Raw genomic sequence first — 17,061 nt, 5'->3', positions numbered from 1 at the left:
GACGGGTGGATGGCCGCCTACTCGACCGTCCGTCTAAAGGCCTTCCGGGAGGGCGGCAGGACCGTCTACGATACGATAGACAACCGCAGGAGGCGGTTGGGGCTGGCGGCGTAGGCCGCTGTCCAAGTAACTGTCCGCACCCCCGGGACGCTTACAACTCGCGATCTCGTGCATTTTCAGGCAGTTCGTCGCTCCCAAGTTCCAAACCTCCGGATATCGACACCGGTTCGCGACACCCGATCCTCCAAAGGCAGTCGCGCGGATCCGATACCAGCTCCAGAAAAGGCCGCCCTTCGGTGTTGCCGTACGATTGCCGTGCGTGGACCGCTTAATGGATTATTCATCGGATTTGAGACGAAAGCCTTGAGGATTGGGGTATAATCCCCTCTGCCTCTGCGGGTGTAGTTCAATGGTAGAACTCCAGCCTTCCAAGCTGATAACGCGGGTTCGATTCCCGTCACCCGCTCCAGAAATGCCACGGCCCCGTCACTGCGACGGGGCCGTTTTCTTTTCTGGTGCGCCCAGTAGGAATCGAACCTACAACCTACGGATTAGAAGTCCGTTGCTCTATCCGTTGAGCCATGGGCGCTTAACGTTCGCCGGGGTCGCCCGGTCGCAAGCCATTATAGCGCATCTTCTCGCGCAGCAAACCTCGAAGACGAACCCGCGCCCTCAGCGTTCGAAAGCGCCGCTATTCGCAGGGGCAGCCCTTCCCTACCCCCACGTCTCGCGCATGTAGGACCAGCGCTCGTCGCGAGCGCGCTCGATGAGGGCCAGATCGGCTCCGTCGTCGGCGGAGAAGCGTCCCTGGCGGCGCAGGTAGGGCTCGATGGGCTTGAACGACTTGGGGTCGCGGTTCAAGTGGAACGTGCCGCCGGGCGCCCCCGTGAGCGCGGGACCCTCGTACTCGGCGAGGTACCACAGGCCCGTATCCACGATCTCGCGCGCCACGTCTACCATGTCGGCCGAAGGGAAGCCCCAGCCCACGGGACACGGTGCCATCACGTGGATGAAACGGGTGCCCTTGATATCGCGCGCTCGTTCCACTTTCTTGATGAAGTCGTTCAGATACCCCACCGAGGCCGTGGCCGCGTAGGGGATGCGATGGGCCGCCACGATGTCGAACAGGCTCTTCTTCTGCGTGAGGCAGCCGTGCTCGCGCTTGCCCGCCGGTGTGGTGGTCGTGGAGGCGCCGAAGGGGGTGAGGCTCGACTTCTGGATGCCCGTGTTCATGTAGGCCTCGTTGTCGTAGCAGATGTAGAGCACGTCGTCGTTGCGGTCGATGGCGCCGGAGAGCGCCTGCAGGCCGATGTCCGCCGTGCCGCCGTCGCCGGCGAAACCCACCACGGTGACGTCCTCGGGCGCCGCCCCCTGGGCGCGCAGGCCCGCCTCGATGCCCGAGAGCACCGCCGCCGTGGCCGCAAAGGGCGTGATCATCGCGTTGTCGCCGAAGGCCAGCTGCGGGAAGTTGAAACCGGTGGCGCTCATGCAGCCAGCGGGCAGCGCCGCCACCGCATGGGGTCCGAGCACCTTGAGCGCTTGGCGCACGGCTAGGGCGCCTCCGCAGCCGGGGCACGCCTTGTGCCCGTAGAAGAACTCCTCGTCGGTAATGGTGCGCGCGTTCACGGTCATCGCTTTCCCCCCTCTTCTTCCACGCCGAAAAAGACGACCTCGCCCGAGGCGCCCTCCCCTGCCGCCAGGGCTTCCAAGTGGGCGAAGGCGCCGCGCATGGCCTCGCGGCTGATGTCGTCGCCGCCGAGGCCGCCGATGAAGTTCGCGCTCGGTCGCACAACGCCCGCACGGGCGAGCGATGCCAGCACATTCGCGTACACGGTGCCGGTGCCGCCGAAGGAGATGTCCTGCTCCAGCACGCCCACGGCCGCCGCGTCGACCAACGCCCGAGCAAGAGCGGCATCGGGCATCGGCCGCAGGTAGCGGATGCGCAGCACACCGGCCCGCTTGCCCGCCGCTCGCAGCTCGTCGGCCACATCGCGGGCAAGGCCGGCCGCCGAGCCCAGCGTGACGAGCACGAAATCGGCGTCCTCGCAAAGGTAGGCGTCCACCATGCCGGGATACGCCCGACCGAACACCTCGGCGAAGCGCGCCTCCACCTCTTCCACCACCGCCCCGACGGCCAGCATGTCGCGATGGTGCCAGTACTGGTAGTAGCGATTGAAGTCAGGTCCTGCCGAGTAGCCAATGTTCACGGGGTTCTCGAAATCGAACTTGTTGGCCGTGCGGTAGGGAGGCAGGAAGGCGTCGGCCTCATCAGCCGTGGGCACCTCCACCGACTCGTAGGTGTGGGTGAGCGCGAAGCCGTCCACGTTCACCATCACCGGCAGGCTCACGCGCGGATCCTCCGCCACGGCGTAGGCCATGAGCGCCAGATCGAGCGCCTCCTGATTGCTCTCGGCGTACACCTGGATCCAACCGTGGTCGAGCAGCGACAGCGAGTCGCGCTGGTCGCCGTAGATGTTCCAGGGCAGCGCGAGCGCCCGGTTCGCGTTCATCATCACAATGGGGAACCGGCCGCCCGAAGCGTAGGTGAGGCACTCGGCCATGTACAGCAGCCCCTGGGACGAGGTGGCCGTGAACGTGCGCGCGCCCGTGGCCGCGGCGCCGATGGCGGCCGCGAGCGCCGTGTGCTCGCTTTCCACGTGCAGGTACTCGGCGGAAAGACTTCCGTCCTCCACCATGGAGGCCAGCGCCTCCACCACCGTGGTCTGGGGCGTGATGGGATAGGCGGAGATCACCTGGGGCCGAGCGAGCCGCACCCCCTCGGCGAAGGCCTCGTTGCCGGAAAGGAAATTCCTCATGCTAAGCCTCCCTTCCCAGTGGGGGTTTCGGGAATCTCGATTCGCTCAGACAGTCCTCGCTTTGGGGAACAGGACATTGAGTCCTGTTCCCGTCGCTGCGGAACTCGCTCGGTCGAGACACCCGAAACCCCGGCAACGCCACTCGAGGGCGAGGTCTCATCCAGAGTCTCGGCCGTCTCAGCCGCCCCTTCGTTCTCGCCGGCGTGCTCGTCCACCATGGCGATGCAGGGCACGGGGCATACCTTCGCGCACACGCCGCAGCCCTTGCAGAAATCGTAGTCGACGACGACGGCCACGCACACTCCCTCGTCGTCGCGCACCTTCGCGATGGTGCCGTCGGGACAGTACATATAGCAGTTAAGGCAGAGCGTGCACTGCTCGGCATCGATGACGGGCCGCACGCTGCGCCACCCGGCGTTCACCGAGGTGAGGTGCCCCGCCTCAAAGCAGGTGGAGCGGGCGAACTGGCTCGGACGCGCGGCGAGTCCTTCGCGCAACGTGGGCGTGAAGGGGCGGCGGCTCTGACTAGCAATCGCGGACATCGAAATCCCTCCCCTCTCCCTCGACGAGCATCTCGGCGGCCAGCGAGAACATAGCGTCCTTCTCGGAAAGCACGGCGGTCACATCCGTCGCCGCCTGCTCGGCGGCCACCAGGTCGCGCGTGGCGGCGATCTCGCGGGAGGCCACCTCGGCGAAGGCGGCATCCACGATGCGTAAGTTCTTCGCGTGCAGCTTCTCGGGCATGGTGGCACAGATGCCGGCATGGATGTCCTCGATGGTCACGGCCGCCGCAAGCGCGGGGATGACCCCGAGAAACACCGTGTTGGGAATGGGGCGGCCGAGCGCGGCAGCGGAAATGCCATCGGCGTCGATTCCCAGAATGCGCGGGTCGTCAAGGGCCCGCTTCGTGTTCAGCAGCATGAGGCCGCCGGGGGCGAGCTCGTCCTCCCAGCCGTCTTCCACGAGCGTCTCGTCCAAATAGATGACGAACGCGGCCCGATGCACGGCGCTGCGGTCGCCAATGGGAGCGGTGTCGATCTTCGTGAACGCCCGCATGGGGGCGCCGCGCCGCTCGGGGCCGAAAGTGGGGAACGCCAGCGCATAGGCGCCTGCCGACAGCGCTGCGGCCGCCCCCAGGCACCGGGCCGCCGTAAAGGCCCCCTGCCCACCCCGGGCATGCCAAATGAATTCCAACATAGTGGTTCCTTACGTGAAAAGAAAGGGACGGGTCTCTCGCCCGTCCCTTCATTATACCTGTCGTTGCCTCACTGGCAGCATCGCTCTTCCCTATCGGTTCGCGTACAAGTCCAAGCTGCGTGCGAGATGGCTTACGAAGCGCTCGCCCATGACGGACAGCTCACGGTTGTCGGCGGTCACATAGCCCAGATGCAGCTTGATGTCGGTCTCCAGCGGGATGGTGGTGAGCGCGCTGCCGTCGGTGATGCCCACGAGAATGCCGCTCGTCACCGTGTAGCCGTTGATGGCCATGATGAGCTCGGTAAGCGACGCGCGGTCGGTGCAGGCCACCTTCTTGGCGCGCGGCACCTCCGACAGGGCCTCCTCGAAAAACGCGACGGGGGCATCGGGACCCTGGTCGAAGTACACATAGGGGAAATCAGCCAGCTGCTCGAGGCTCAAGCTCTTCGCGTTCACGAAGGGATGGCTTGCCGGAAGGGCTACCAAGGGCGCGGAGACGGCCAGCTCGTGGAAGGCCAGTCCGGCCTCGGCCAGAGCGGAGTTCAGCGCGTCCTCGGTCGTCGAGGTTTGCATGATGACGCCCAGCTCGGCAGCACCCGAGGCCACATCGTCGATGACGCCCTGGGTCGTGCGATCCAGAAGCGCATAGGAATAGGCGTCGCCGCCGGCCGCCAAGATGGTGTGGGCGAAGGACTGCACGTCGAACAGGTAGTGCTGTCCCGAAATGGCGAAATCGTAAGAGGTCATACAGGTTCCCTTCTTCGATGGGATCTCTTCGAGTGACATGATACCCGATAGCCGGGCGAAGCGCCTCGCCCGGCTTTCGGATCGAAAATTCGCTGCCTACTTCGCGCTGCTGCGCTCGTCGATGAAGCGGCTCGCCTTGTGCTCGGAGGACGTGCCGAGCTTGCCGGCGTCGTAGACGATGACGCGGGCCGGCTTCACGCCGGTGTGGGCCTTCAGCGCCGCCGTCACGCGGGCGGCCACGGCGTCGAAGGGCTCGTCGGAGCCCTGGGCGCGCTCCACGGACACCTCGTAGCGGGTGGAGAAGTTCTCGTCGTACACGCGGATGAGGTACTCGCCGGTGAGCCCCTTCTCGGCGCGCACCACGTACTCCACGTCGGAGGGGAACACGTTCACGGCGCCCACGATGAACATCTCATCCTTGCGGCCAGTGATGTGGATGCGGCCCAAGGTGCGCCCGCACTCGCACTTCTCGGTGGAGAAGTAGCCGATGTCACCGGTACGGAAGCGGATCATGGGACGAGCCTTCTTCATGAGCGTGGTGTACACCAGCTCGCCCACGCTGCCCGGCTCGAGCACCTCGCCGGTGACCGGATCCACCGTTTCCACGAGGATCTGGTCCTCCACGATGTGCAGACCGTCCTTCGCCTCGCACATGGCCGCGCAGGCGCCGTAGATGTCGGAGAGCCCAAAGAAGTCGACCACCTTCGCGTCCCACAGCTCCTCGATGGCCTCGCGGGTGCTCTGGATGGAGCCGCCCGGCTCGCCGGCCACGATGATGGTGTGGATAGAGAAGTCGGTACGCGGGTCGAGGCCCTTCTCCTTGATCTTCTCGCCGAGCGTCCAGGCATAGGACGGGCTCGTCCAGATGATGGTGGGCTGGTACTGCTGCAGCACGAAGATGAGGCGGTCGCTCGGCACCGCGCCTACCCAGATGGCGAGCGCGCCCAAGCGCTGGGCACCGATGACGTCCGGGCCGCCCACGTACAGGGCGAAGTTCAGGCCGTGCACGTAGCGGTCGGTCGGGCGCATGCCGGCCTGCCAGAACAGCCGCGCCTCGGTGTCCTGCCACAGATCGAAGTCCTCCTGGGTGAACGGGCTCACTGTGGGCACGCCCGTGGAGCCGGACGAGGTGGCCATGAAGATGACATCCTCCTCGGGCACCGAGCACATCTCGCCGAAGAAGCTGCCCACGTGCTGGGTCTCGCGCTCGGTCTTCTTGTCGATGAAGGGGAATTTCTCCAAGTCCTTGAGGGTCTTGATGTCCTCGGGTTTCACGCCGGCCTCGTCGAAGGAGCGCTTGTAGTACACCGTGTTGTCGTAGGCGTAGCGAACCATCTCCTGAAGGCGCTCAAGCTGCATGGCCTCCAGCTCCGGACGCGGCATGCACTCGATCTCGGGATCGTAGTACTTCTGGTCGTAGGGAATGTTCTTCTTCGCCATCACTGCTCCTTGTCCGGTGTCGGTCTTCTGAATGCCGGGCACGCAACGCCCGACCGGGTAGCGCCGAGCGCAATTCACCCGGCAGAGTTTCGCGTGGGTCAGTATGATGCCCGAAGCCGTCCGCGCGCACAAGGGGAAACGGCATACGGAATAGGAAAAGCCCGCCATCGGCGACCACGATAGCAGGCTTTCATCTGGCAATACATTGCAGTGAATCCTCGCGGTCGGGAGCGCGCGGCATTCTGATTCGCTCAAACAGTCCTCGCTTTGTGGAAGTGCCCACTGGGCACTTCCAGTCGCTGCGGAACTCGCTCGGTCAGAACACCCCGCGCTCCCTCTACGCCGTCACTTAGCTGATGGTACCCTGAGCGGCCAGCACGGCTTGGGACATTTGGTAGGACAGCACCACCATGCCGATGATGACGATGGTGACGACCACCTTCACCACGGTGTTCCAGGCGCAGGCGCTGCGCCACATCATGACGAGGCCCACGGGCCACAGCACGATGAGGAAGAACACGATCCAGAAGGTCTGGTCGTACCACTTCTTCTCGTCGCCCGTGGTCACGATGTCGTTGGCGTTCTCGCGCGTGCGCCCCTGGCCGCGATGGGCCCAGTCGCCGTAGCTGTTGCCGTTCTCGTCCTTGAAGATGCCCATGGAAGATCCCTTCGTCAATGCTGACCTTATGACTTTTGATTGGGATTCTACCATTGCCGCCACGCAGGGGAACCCGAGCGCCTCCCCTGTCACGAACCCGTCACAGCCAACCGCCGAGGTCGGTGGCCCCTCGCTACCGGTCGCGGGCGTCGCGCTCGGCTTCCACCAGATCGATCAGCTCCTGCTGGGAATGGACAAGCAGCTTGCGGTACACGTTGCCCATATGGGTCTTCACCGTCTCCTCGGCCAGGCCCAGCTCCTGGCTGATCACGCGCTTGTTGCGGCCGCGGGCCAAATACTCGGTCACCTCGGTCTCGCGGGCGGTCAGGCCGTAATCGCTCGCGATCTTCGCGAACAGCGCGCCCTCCCCGTCTTCCTTGCGAGCGCCCGGCCGAATGGCTCCCCAGCCCGACACGGGATTATCGTTGCTCAAAAGCAGCAGCGCCACGGTAGGCATAAGAAACGCCATGGCGCCGGAAACAGCCACTGGCACCGAGGACGCCACCGTGCAAGGAGCAGCGGCCAGAATGGCGGCCAGCATCTGACCAGCCACCATGCACAGGGTTGTCAGCGACACGATCCAACCTGGGGAACATTTCAGGCAGTTGCTGAAATAAGAGCAGATGCAGGTCATGAGCACGTACACGTAGCAATGGGCCACGGCAAACAAGAAACTCGCCGCCATGGCGTTTCCCGGCAGGCACACATGGGCAAGAAAGCCAAGCCCCATGAGCGAAAAACCCAGCTGATAGAGCAAATGATTGAAGTCCATCTTGAAGGTGCCCGCCGTAGCGAAGATAAGCATCGCGCCGAGAGCGAAAGCAAGCGCAGACAGGAGGCTCATTTCGCCCGCATAGCCCGCTCCCGCTTCACCACTTAGCAGCGACATGAGCCCGAGGGCTACCCCCTGCACGAAACAGGTAAGGGCGAGCTTCACGGGAAAGCGCACCTTCTCTTCCAATCCCCATGCGTAGAAGCGCTTCTTGGGAAACGGTCGCCTCGCCCCACGAAGAAAGACCACCGCGGCCAGAGCGGCCAGAGCCAGAAGCACAATGCGGCCGCACCAAGGAGCGAGCGACGCCCCGAGAAGCAACACTACCCCTGAGAAAATGCTCGCCACGCCCAGCAGCAGGGCAAGACGAGGGCCCAGTTGGGCGAACACGCGACCTGCCTCCACCACGAAGAGGGCCGCGCCGACGCCCATAGCCGCCGATCCCCCGTCGCAGAGAATCGCTCCGGCCGTCCCAGACGCCAAAGGCGACAGCCCTTGGGCCGCCGTTCCCCCTGCCATGCAGACACCGATGAGAACCAGATAGCGACGGCGGGCAGCCCACGAGGCCATACGGGCATCTTCGCGGTACACGAAGAGGTACGTGAGCAGACTCGCCCCGAGCAGCAACAGCGCCGACAGCGGCACAGGACTCATTCCGTCGACGGGAAGCACCGCTAAGGGACTTTGGAAGAACGAGAGCTGCCACGCCCAATAACAGGTTAGCGCAAGAAACAGAAAGCGATGGCGAAACACCGCATCCCTCAAAGGGCGCAGGGAAGCTCCTCCCTCGTCGGACGGATCGGCAATCGTTCTCTGCTTCTCTTCGTAAGTCTCATAAGCCATAGAAAGCCCTCCTTGGGTAAAAAGTATCCCCGAAATGGGCAGAAATCGTATCCCCCTAGAAGGGCCAATTCGCCGATTTGGACAATTTGGCGGCCTACGGGGGTTTCATCGCGACCGAAATGGAGCTTCAATGGCGGCAGCTCGACCATTGCGACAACCAACAGGAAGGGGAACTCATGACGAGCAATGCAATAGGACGCCGTTCCTTCTTGAAGGGGGCACTCGCCTCCGGAGCCATTGTGGCCGGAAGCGCCCTGGCCGGCTGCGCTCCCAGCGCACCCAAAATCGAGGGCAGCGACGGCGCCGCCAAAACCGAGGGCGGCAGCGCAACGGAGGGTTCTGCCGGCGCAGGCGCCCAAACCGCCGAGACCTCCCAGAAGGAATGGGCCTTCGAGATTCCGCCGGAGCCCATCGCCGAGGATTCCATCGCCGAAACCGTCGAGGCCGACCTTGTGGTGGTGGGCGCCGGTACCGCAGGGCTCGTGACCGCCGTGTCCGCCGCCGAGGAAGGCCTGAACGTTGTGGTGGTATCGGCCTCTGAGAAACCCGTTTCCCGAGGCGGCTCCAACAACGCTGTGTTCTGCAAGGCCATGCAGCGCGAAGGCTTCGACAAGCTCACTCCCTTCATGTTCCAGAAGGAGATTTTCTACGCTGGCAACCAAGTGGACGAGGCCAAGTGGTACAAACACTACAACAACAGCGAGACGGCCATGAACTGGATCATCGACATGATGGAAGGCGCCGGCTACGCCGTGAAGGTGGAGAAGGGCACTCCCGGCTCCCCGACGAGCCTGTACTACGAGACGTGCTCCATCGGCTGGGACTACGGCCCGGGCCAAGAGCCCGATCCCGACCTTGTTGTGAGCACCGGCATGATGCAGCCCCTGCTCGTGAACGAGCTGGCGCGTCGCCTCACCGAGGAGCTCGACGGCCGCATCGACTTCAAGACCAAGGGCGAGCAGTTGGTACGCGAGGATAACAACACCGGCCGCGTGACCGCCGTCATCTGCTCGCGGGAAGACGGCAGCTATGCGAAGTACACCGGTTCCAAGGCCGTCGTGCTCGCCACCGGCGATTTCTCGGCCAACCGCGACATGATGTACCGTTACGCTCCCAGCTACGCTCCCTATATCGCCGACGAGGTGTACGACAGCGAACCCAACTACGACGCGGGCTTCCAGTACGGCGGCCTGTTCAAGGGCGATGGCCAGCGCATGGGCCTGTGGGTCGGCGCCGGCTGGCAGAAGATCTTCCCCAACTGCGTGATGGGCGGCTTCTTCGGCCCCGGCCCGCGCAACCTGTACAGCAACTTCCTCGGCCTGCTCGTGAACACCAAAGGCGAGCGCTTCATGAACGAGAACTGCCTGTCGCCCTGCGCCGGCATGAACAACTTCGGTCAGCCCGGCAAGACCGTGTTCGCCCTGTGGGGCCACGACTACGCCTCCCAGGTGGAGCTGTCCGGCAGCTGGAACAACGATTCGATGCTGGAAGGCGACCCGGCGGCGAAGGCCGCGGCTATCGTGGAGTCGTGGGACGCCGATGTGGAGGCCGGCGCCATGGTGAAGGGCGATACCTTGGAGAGCGTCATCGAACAGCTGGGGCTGCCACCCGAGACCATTGAGACCGTGAACCACTACAACGAGCTGTGTCTGGCCGGCGAGGACACCGACTACCATAAGGACCCCAGCTGCCTGCACGCCTTCGGCGACGGCCCCTACTACGGCCAGTCCAGCGGCGGCATGCTCATCTTCCTCACCGTGCTGGGCGGCCTTTCCACCGATCCGCAGATGCGCGTGTGCGATAAGGAGGACAATCCCATTCCCGGCCTGTATAACGTGGGCACCATGGTGGGCGATATGTTTGCGACTAACTACACCTTCATGGTGGAAGGCGCGAACTACGGCGCCAACTGCATCACCTTCGGCTATCTCACCGGCAAGCACATCGCCGAGAACGAGTAACCCCCGACCGAGCCCTCCCCTCCCAAAAAAGGCCGCGTCCCTCCCAGGGCGCGGCCTTTTTCACGGGAAGCTACTACAAACCATACTTCCGAAGAAGTTCCTCGGCCGCCACAGGATCGGCCATGACGGCTAGGGCGTCTTCGGCGCGGCCATCTTCTGCCAGTTTCGCGGCAAGGGCAGCCATCCTGGCAACACCTTCAACACGGCCCTCGGCGCGGCCCTCAGCCAAGCCTTCGGCAATGGCGTCGGCACGAGCATCATCCAACAGATCTCCTACGGTCATCACGGAACCCACCCACTCTCTGTCCTCGTTGGCCGCGGAAACTGCTGCGTCCATGGCACTGATAAGTTCGTCATCGGGGGCTACCGCACCCTTTCGAATATATTCTAGCAGATTCCGCAGACCCTCATTGGGCGCAATGGCTCCAGCACAAGCGTTCAGCACCACCCACGTAGAGCCCGTCTGGGCCGATAGGGCGGAATTCTCGCGACAAAGACGATCAAACGTATACACCGGGAAACCAGCTCCAAGCCAATCGAAATCGCAGGCAAAGATGATGTAGCTGTCGCGCAGATCCCTCCATGACGAGCCCTGGTCGAGAAGTCCCGAATCGATGCTCGCCTGGTAGTAGCGCAGGCGACGCCCCAAATCGGCGTGGGGATTGGCTTGCATCTCTACATCGATGACGCCCAAGGCAGTCTCGGCGTACACGTCAAGCCGCACACCGCGGGATGCCACTGTAGGCTGAAGCACCTGCTCCCGGTTGAGATAGGCGATAGAGCCCACTTCGGTGCCGAGAACGCGCTCCAAGAACCCGCGGCAAATGTCTTCGCGACAGAGCACACGCCCGAACATGAAGTTGTTGGATATGGGTATACGGCTGGTCATGGCAGCCCCTTTCTCCTCAGCGGCTGTCCCCGTTTCCGGGTTAGGGGCTCCCCAGCCTCGATTTCACCTCTCATGAAACCGTAAGAACATTTGTTCTATTATAGGGTTTTGAACCGATGATTGCAAGAGGAAAGGAGATCAAATTTGAAAAATTCGGCATCCTTCTTAACGAAAGGCCGCACCTTGAAGGGCGGCCTTTCGCAACTTAAAACAAATTGACGACTTCGCTTCCCTACCCCAGTTTCTTGGCGAGCAGCTCGTTGATGATCTTGGGGTTGCCCTGGCCGCGCATGGCCTTCATGCACTGGCCGACGAAAAAGCCGATAACCTTGGTGTTGCCGTCACGGTAGCGGGCCACCTCATCGGGGTTGGCGGCGATGACCTCGTCCACCACGGCCTCGATGGCACCGGTGTCCGACACCTGCTTCATGCCGCGGGCCTCCACGATGGCCTCGGGGTCGGCGCCCTCGTCCATGATGGCCGCGAACACCTCCTTGGCCTGCTTCGAGGAGATAGTGTCATCCGCAAGCATCTTCACAAGCGAAAGCGCCCGGGCCGCCGTCAGCGGCGTGTCGGCGAGCAGCGTGCCCTCGTGGGCGTTCAGCCACGCGGCCACGTCGTTGATGATGAGGTTCGCGAGCGGTTTGGCAAACTTGCTGCCGTCCGCCTCGGCTTTCGCAAGCGCCATGCACTCGTCGAAGAAGTCGGCCGTAGCGCGGTGCTCCACCAGATGGCGCGCATCGTAGGAAGTGAGCCCGAAATCGGCGGCGAAGCGCGCGGCCTTCTGGTCGGGCAGCTCCGGCAGCTTCGCCCGCACCCCTTCGATGAACTCGTCGGACAAGTCGTAGGGCGCCAGATCGGGTTCGGGGAACAGGCGGTAGTCGTCAGCCGTCTCCTTCACACGCATGACGATGGTGCGCTTGGCGGACGGATCCCAGTGGCGCGTCTCCTGGTAGATGACGCCGCCCTCCTCGAGCACCTCGGCCTGGCGGCAGATCTCGTAGGCCAGCCCGTCGTGCAGGTTCTTGAAGGAGTTCATGTTCTTCAGCTCGGTCTTGGTGCCGAACGCGGTGGCGCCGCGGCGGCGCAGCGACACGTTGCCGTCGCAGCGCAGGGAACCTTCCTCCATGGAGCAGTCGGAGATCCCTAAGGCCAGGTAGATCTGGCGCAGCTTCTGCATGAACAGACGCGCCTCCTCGGGCGTGCGCAGATCGGGCTCGGTCACCAGCTCGATCAAGGGCGTGCCGGCGCGGTTGTAGTCCACGAGCGACTGCGTGGCCCCGGCGATGCGACCCTCGCCGCCTCCGAGGTGCACCATCTTGCCGGCGTCCTCCTCCATGTGGATGCGCGTGATGCCCACATGCGCCACGTAGCCGTCCTCGGTGCGCGTGATGTTGTCCTCCGTCTCGCCGGGGGCGAGCGCGTCCAGGCGGTAGCGCTCGGTCGCGCCCCTGCCGTCCACGTCCAGGTCAAGGTGGCCCCGCATGCAGAACGCGATGGGGCCCTGAGTGGTCTGAAAGTTCTTCGCCATATCCGGGTACATGTAGTTCTTGCGGTAGAACATCGAGTGCTTCTCGATGTCGCAGTTGGTGGCAAGACCGGCCAGCACGATGGACTCGATGGCCGCGCGGTTGGGCACGGGAAGCGCCCCGGGCAACCCCAGGCATACCGGGCAGGTGTGGGTGTTGGGGGCCGCGCCGAACTCCAACTTGCAGCCGCAGAACATCTTGGTTTCCAGCGTGGTCAGCTCCGCGTGGATCTCCAGACCGATGACGGCCTCCCAGGTCTCGAATACCTCTTCGAGGGTCTTCATTTACGCACCCACCTTTCCGTCGGCGAAATCGGGGGCAACGGGCGCCGGGCCGTAGTGCTGCTCCAAGGCCGCCGCCGCCCGGAACATGTTCTTGTCCTTGAAGGGAGGCGCGATGATCTGCACACCCACCGGAAGGCCCGTGTCGGCGCCGAGGCCGACGGGGAACGACAGGCCGCCGTTGCCGGCGATGTTGATGGAGATGGTGAACATGTCCGCGAGGTACATCTCGGTGGGGTCGCAGATCTCGCCGATCTTGAACGCCGTGGTCGGCGCCACCGGCGACAGGATGACATCCACCTTCTCGAAGGCCGCCGCGTAGTCGCGCGTGATGAGGGTGCGCACCTGCTGGGCCGGATAGTAGTACTTGTCGTAGACGCCGGCCGACAGAAGGTAGCTGCCGAGCATGATGCGGCGGCGCGCCTCGGGGCCGAAGCCCTTCGCGCGGCTGGCCTCGTACTGGCTGGCCAGATCCTTGTGGCCCGGGTCGCAGTAGCCGTAGCGCACCGAGTCGAAGCGGGCGAGGTTGCTGAAGGCCTCGCAGGGGCCGAGCACGTAGTAGGCGCTCATAGCGGCCTGGGCGTGTGGAAGCTCCACTTCCACCAGTTCCGCGCCCATATCTTGAAGAACAGCCGCGGCCTCTTCCACCTTCGCCCGCACCTCGGGCGCAAGACCGGCCGCCTCCATGAACGCGGGAACGATGCCGATCTTCATGCCGCGCGCGCCCTCAGCGAGGTTGGCCGTGAAGTCCACGTCGCACGGCTGGCTCGTGCAGTCCAGCTCGTCGCGGCCGGAAAGCGCGTTCAGCGCGAGCGCCGCATCCTCCACCGAACGGGCGAAGGGGCCCACCTGGTCGAGCGAGCTGCCAAAGGCCACCACACCGTAGCGCGACACCACGCCGTAGGTGGGCTTCACGGCCACCAGACCGCAGAACGAGCCCGGTTGGCGGATGGAGCCGCCCGTATCCGACCCGAGCGACACCGGCACAAAGCCCGCCGCCACGGCCGCGGCGCTTCCGCCCGAGCTGCCGCCGGGCACGCGCTCGACATCCCACGGGTTGAAGGTGGGGCCGAAGGCGGAGGTCTCGGTGGAGCCGCCGAAGGCGAACTCGTCCATGTTCAGCTTGCCGATGGGAAGAGCGCCGGCGCGCAGCGTCTTTTCCACGCAGGTCGCCGTGTAGGGGGACACGTAGTCGCGCAGCATGTTCGAGGAGCACGTCGTGTGCGTGCCCGTGAGGTTCAGGTTGTCCTTGTAGCCCACGGGAACGCCCGCGAGCGGGCCCATCTCGGCGAGGCGCCCCTCGGCGACGGCGGCGTCGATGCGAGCCGCCGCGTCGAGCGCGAGTTCCTCGGTGGTTTCCAGGAAGGCATGCACCGCCCCGTCGGCCTCGCCGATGCGCTCGAAGGTGCCGCGGGTCACCTCGGCGGCCGAGAACTCCTTGGCGGCGAGACCGGTTTGAATCTCGCGAATGCCCATTTCTCCGAAGGTGCGCGCCATTAGCGATCGCCCCCTTCCCCCAGGATGGACGGGATGAGGAAGCTGCCGTCTTCCTGCTTGGGCGCGTTTTCCAGCGCCACTTCCTGGGTGAAGCTCCCGCGCACCTCGTCATCGCGCATGACGTTGGACAAGTCGCCGATGGGATGGAACGTCGGCTCGACCCCGTCGAGGTCGAACTCGGTGATAGGCGCCAGGCTGTCGATGATGGCGTTCAGGTCGGCCGTCATGGCGACGACCTCCTCCGCGTCAAGGCCAATGCGGGTGTATTCCGCGATGCCCCGCACATCGGCCTCGGAAAGATGCTGCGTCATGAATCGCGCTCCTTCTCTGGGAGCGGCCGCGCCGTGGCGATCGGCACTCCCCGGTTCGTTAAGTCAACCGCTCCATGATAGCAAAAGGCGCGCCACCAGCGCGCCCCGCGCCCACCGAGCGCGAAGATTTAACAGAGCGGGCGACTCACAGTCCGCGCGATCGGGCGGCCTCCCGCAAAGACGCTTCAGTGATCGACTCGCCTTGGGGCACGTAGACGGCCAGGCAGGGGAAGCTCGGCTTGGCGGACATGAGCGCGCCGGACGACAGGCCGAAACTCTCTTCCAAGCTGGCGAGCACGTGGCGCACGTTGGCCTTGGTCATGCCGGCGCGGCGCAAGGGCGACACCACCCCGGCCTCGGCCAGCGCCTTGAAGCCGGGGCGCCGCTCGGGATCGTCGGTGGCGTTGGTGCCGTCGACGATCACCGTGAACCCGTCAGCTGCCGCGGCCCGGCGCACTTCCCCGAAGATGAAGCGCTTGCAGAGATAGCAGCGGTCGGCGGGATTCGCGCAGATAGCCTCCTGAGCCAGCACGTCCGCTTCCACTACCGTGAGGGGCACATCCAGCGCCGCCGCCACAGCACGGGCGTCATCAAGCTCGAAATCGGGCTGGAAGGCAGTCTTCACCAGATAGGCGCGCACCTCGCACCCCGCCAGCTTCGCCGCCGCCAGAAGCAGCGCCGAGTCGCAGCCGCCCGAGAAGGCCACGGCCAGCTTCGGCTCGCGCAGAAGGTACATCTCAAGCGGCTCGCCGAACAGGTGCTGGCCCGGCCCCACATCCTCGGTGTCCTCGGCGACAACGCTTTCGGAATCCACCGCCGCTTCCGCGCTCTTTTCCTCGATCTCTGCGACTTTCGTTACTTCCATACTCGCCTTCTGTACTATATCGGGCGACGCGCCGAAGCCACACGCCGCCCGATTCGTTCTCTTCTATGCTCTGCCCCTCAAGGAGCAGCCATCCTTAGCGCAGCGTGACGCCCTCGGGCAGTTCCACGTTGCGCCAGTCCTCGTCATCGCCTTCGCGGTCGTTCTCGCCCTCGGCGACAACGACCGGCGCGGGGCGCTCGGGCTCCGGGGCGCCGAAGGCCTCGCGGAAGGCATCGGCGTGCATGCGCGGCACGGCGAACACCACGTTCGGCACGGCGCCAGGGTGTTCCGCGATCCAGTTCTGGATGAGCTCGATCACCTGCTCGACAGGGTAGCCGTTGCGACCGCAGCCGAAGGCGCCCACGATGAGCGTCTCAGTGCCGTTGGCGGCGGCGATGCGGAAGATGGCCTCGATGCGGTCGGCGAGCGCCTTGTCGCACTCGCGTTCGGAACGGTGGTTCTCCAGGGCGAAGGCACGGACGGGTTCGGCGATGACCAGCACGTCGGCGCGGCGCACATCGCCCCCGCGGGAGAACAGCACCTCGGGCACGTACAGAGCCCGGTCGGTGAACAGCGAGCCTCGGCGGTAGTCACGGTTCTTGTCGTAGAAGTCGCGCTTGTGGGCTACAAGGATCGGGTACAGGTTGCTCTCGGAGCACAGGATCTGCTCCGGGCCGAAGGCGCCGTCCTCGTAGGCGCCGCCGGGGCGGGTGAAGGCGCCGGGATCCGCGATCATCGTCTTGCCCGTGGCATCGCGGTAGAGCGCCTCGGGGGCGAAAGAGGTCACGACCTTGACCGTCGTCTCCGTAGCCTGAGGCGTCGCAGCGCCCGCGGCTCCATCGGAGACCATCGCCTCTTCGGCTTCCGCAGCCTCGGCGTCTTCCTCGGCGATCTCGGCCACCTCGCGAGCCTCGACATTCCCCGCTTGGGCGCCATCGGCGTCGGCCTCGGCCATCTCCGCTGCGCGCTTCGCCGCCTCGGCGGCCGCAGCGGCCTCGGCGCCCCACAGAAGCGAGCGCCCCTCCCCTTCCTCGTAAATGCGCGCGTTCTCGATGGCCTCGTCCGTCTCGCGCCCGAAGGCGGCCTTCATGAGGCCCGTATGCCGCGCCGCCTCGCGCCGCCGCTCCTCCCGCTGCTCGTCCCGATTCGGACGACGCATATCGCGACCGCCGCGCCCTCGTTCGCGACCGCCACGCCCATCGTGCTCGTTGAACTCCGCCATACCGCTCTCCTTCCATTCAAATGATCCGCTCGC

The 17,061-nt window shown here is 64.8% G+C and carries 15 protein-coding genes and 2 tRNA genes; 2 read left to right on the top strand and 15 right to left on the bottom strand.

The window, feature by feature from the left end:
- Positions 1-395: 395 nt before the first annotated feature.
- Positions 396-469: transfer RNA gene (locus NE591_RS11030), tRNA-Gly, on the top strand.
- A gap of 44 nt (positions 470-513) precedes the next feature.
- Here the strand turns inward: NE591_RS11030 and NE591_RS11025 are convergent.
- The 9 genes from NE591_RS11025 to NE591_RS10985 all read right to left on the bottom strand — a co-directional run bounded on the left by NE591_RS11025 (position 514) and on the right by NE591_RS10985 (position 8,473).
- Positions 514-589 (bottom strand) — tRNA-Arg (locus tag NE591_RS11025).
- Positions 590-714: 125 nt separating this feature from the next.
- The gene (locus tag NE591_RS11020) at positions 715-1,632 is read right to left on the bottom strand and encodes a thiamine pyrophosphate-dependent enzyme (protein WP_227070597.1); all 918 of its coding nucleotides are present in this window, start codon (positions 1,630-1,632) and stop codon (positions 715-717) included.
- Positions 1,629-2,816, bottom strand: coding sequence for a transketolase C-terminal domain-containing protein (locus NE591_RS11015; protein WP_114540195.1), 1,188 nt, complete (start codon positions 2,814-2,816; stop codon positions 1,629-1,631). The genes NE591_RS11020 and NE591_RS11015 overlap by 4 nt, the downstream gene beginning before the upstream one ends.
- Positions 2,813-3,358 carry a 4Fe-4S dicluster domain-containing protein gene (locus NE591_RS11010; protein ID WP_114540196.1) on the bottom strand — a complete coding sequence of 182 codons (546 nt, stop codon included), beginning with the start codon at positions 3,356-3,358 and terminating at the stop codon, positions 2,813-2,815. The genes NE591_RS11015 and NE591_RS11010 overlap by 4 nt, the downstream gene beginning before the upstream one ends.
- Positions 3,342-4,013, bottom strand: coding sequence for a 2-oxoacid:acceptor oxidoreductase family protein (locus tag NE591_RS11005; protein ID WP_114540197.1), 672 nt, complete (start codon positions 4,011-4,013; stop codon positions 3,342-3,344). The genes NE591_RS11010 and NE591_RS11005 overlap by 17 nt, the downstream gene beginning before the upstream one ends.
- 90 nt (positions 4,014-4,103) lie before the next feature.
- On the bottom strand, positions 4,104-4,760 hold the full coding sequence (locus tag NE591_RS11000; protein WP_173113452.1) for a LysR substrate-binding domain-containing protein: 657 nt from the start codon (positions 4,758-4,760) through the stop codon (positions 4,104-4,106).
- Positions 4,761-4,856: 96 nt separating this feature from the next.
- The gene (locus NE591_RS10995; RefSeq protein ID WP_256156690.1) at positions 4,857-6,200 is read right to left on the bottom strand and encodes a phenylacetate--CoA ligase family protein; all 1,344 of its coding nucleotides are present in this window, start codon (positions 6,198-6,200) and stop codon (positions 4,857-4,859) included.
- 349 nt (positions 6,201-6,549) lie between these two features.
- The gene (locus NE591_RS10990) at positions 6,550-6,858 is read right to left on the bottom strand and encodes a holotricin-3 (protein ID WP_198161093.1); all 309 of its coding nucleotides are present in this window, start codon (positions 6,856-6,858) and stop codon (positions 6,550-6,552) included.
- A 133-nt stretch (positions 6,859-6,991) separates the two neighbouring features.
- Positions 6,992-8,473 (bottom strand): LuxR family transcriptional regulator, encoded by a 1,482-nt coding sequence (locus NE591_RS10985; RefSeq protein ID WP_227070598.1) that lies wholly within the window; start codon positions 8,471-8,473, stop codon positions 6,992-6,994.
- 176 nt (positions 8,474-8,649) lie between these two features.
- Here NE591_RS10985 and NE591_RS10980 point away from each other — a divergent pair, with 176 nt between their 5' ends.
- Positions 8,650-10,434 (top strand): FAD-binding protein, encoded by a 1,785-nt coding sequence (locus NE591_RS10980; protein WP_157013033.1) that lies wholly within the window; start codon positions 8,650-8,652, stop codon positions 10,432-10,434.
- A 73-nt stretch (positions 10,435-10,507) separates the two neighbouring features.
- On the opposite strand, the gene NE591_RS10975 is transcribed toward NE591_RS10980, so the two are convergent.
- From NE591_RS10975 to NE591_RS10950, 6 genes are all read right to left on the bottom strand, one after another.
- On the bottom strand, positions 10,508-11,323 hold the full coding sequence (locus NE591_RS10975) for an Rpn family recombination-promoting nuclease/putative transposase (protein WP_114540202.1): 816 nt from the start codon (positions 11,321-11,323) through the stop codon (positions 10,508-10,510).
- 232 nt (positions 11,324-11,555) lie between these two features.
- Positions 11,556-13,136 (bottom strand): Asp-tRNA(Asn)/Glu-tRNA(Gln) amidotransferase subunit GatB, encoded by a 1,581-nt coding sequence (gene gatB / locus NE591_RS10970; protein ID WP_114540203.1) that lies wholly within the window; start codon positions 13,134-13,136, stop codon positions 11,556-11,558.
- On the bottom strand, positions 13,137-14,630 hold the full coding sequence (gatA, locus tag NE591_RS10965; RefSeq protein WP_114540204.1) for an Asp-tRNA(Asn)/Glu-tRNA(Gln) amidotransferase subunit GatA: 1,494 nt from the start codon (positions 14,628-14,630) through the stop codon (positions 13,137-13,139).
- Positions 14,630-14,941 (bottom strand): Asp-tRNA(Asn)/Glu-tRNA(Gln) amidotransferase subunit GatC, encoded by a 312-nt coding sequence (gene gatC, locus NE591_RS10960; RefSeq protein WP_114540205.1) that lies wholly within the window; start codon positions 14,939-14,941, stop codon positions 14,630-14,632. Before gatC ends, gatA begins: the two co-directional genes overlap by 1 nt.
- Before the next feature lie 145 nt (positions 14,942-15,086).
- Positions 15,087-15,806, bottom strand: coding sequence for a 7-cyano-7-deazaguanine synthase (locus NE591_RS10955; protein ID WP_157013034.1), 720 nt, complete (start codon positions 15,804-15,806; stop codon positions 15,087-15,089).
- 94 nt (positions 15,807-15,900) lie between these two features.
- A complete protein-coding gene (locus NE591_RS10950) occupies positions 15,901-17,028 on the bottom strand; it encodes a TIGR02452 family protein (RefSeq protein WP_227070599.1) in 1,128 nt (375 codons plus the stop codon).
- Between the last annotated feature and the right edge of the window lie 33 nt (positions 17,029-17,061).

The sequence above is a fragment of the Adlercreutzia sp. DFI.6.23 genome, from assembly GCF_024462535.1.
In the GTDB taxonomy this organism is placed as follows: Bacteria; Actinomycetota; Coriobacteriia; order Coriobacteriales; family Eggerthellaceae; genus Adlercreutzia; species Adlercreutzia rubneri.
Note: the sequence above shows the minus strand (reverse complement) of the source record. Positions and strands in the feature narration are given on the sequence as shown.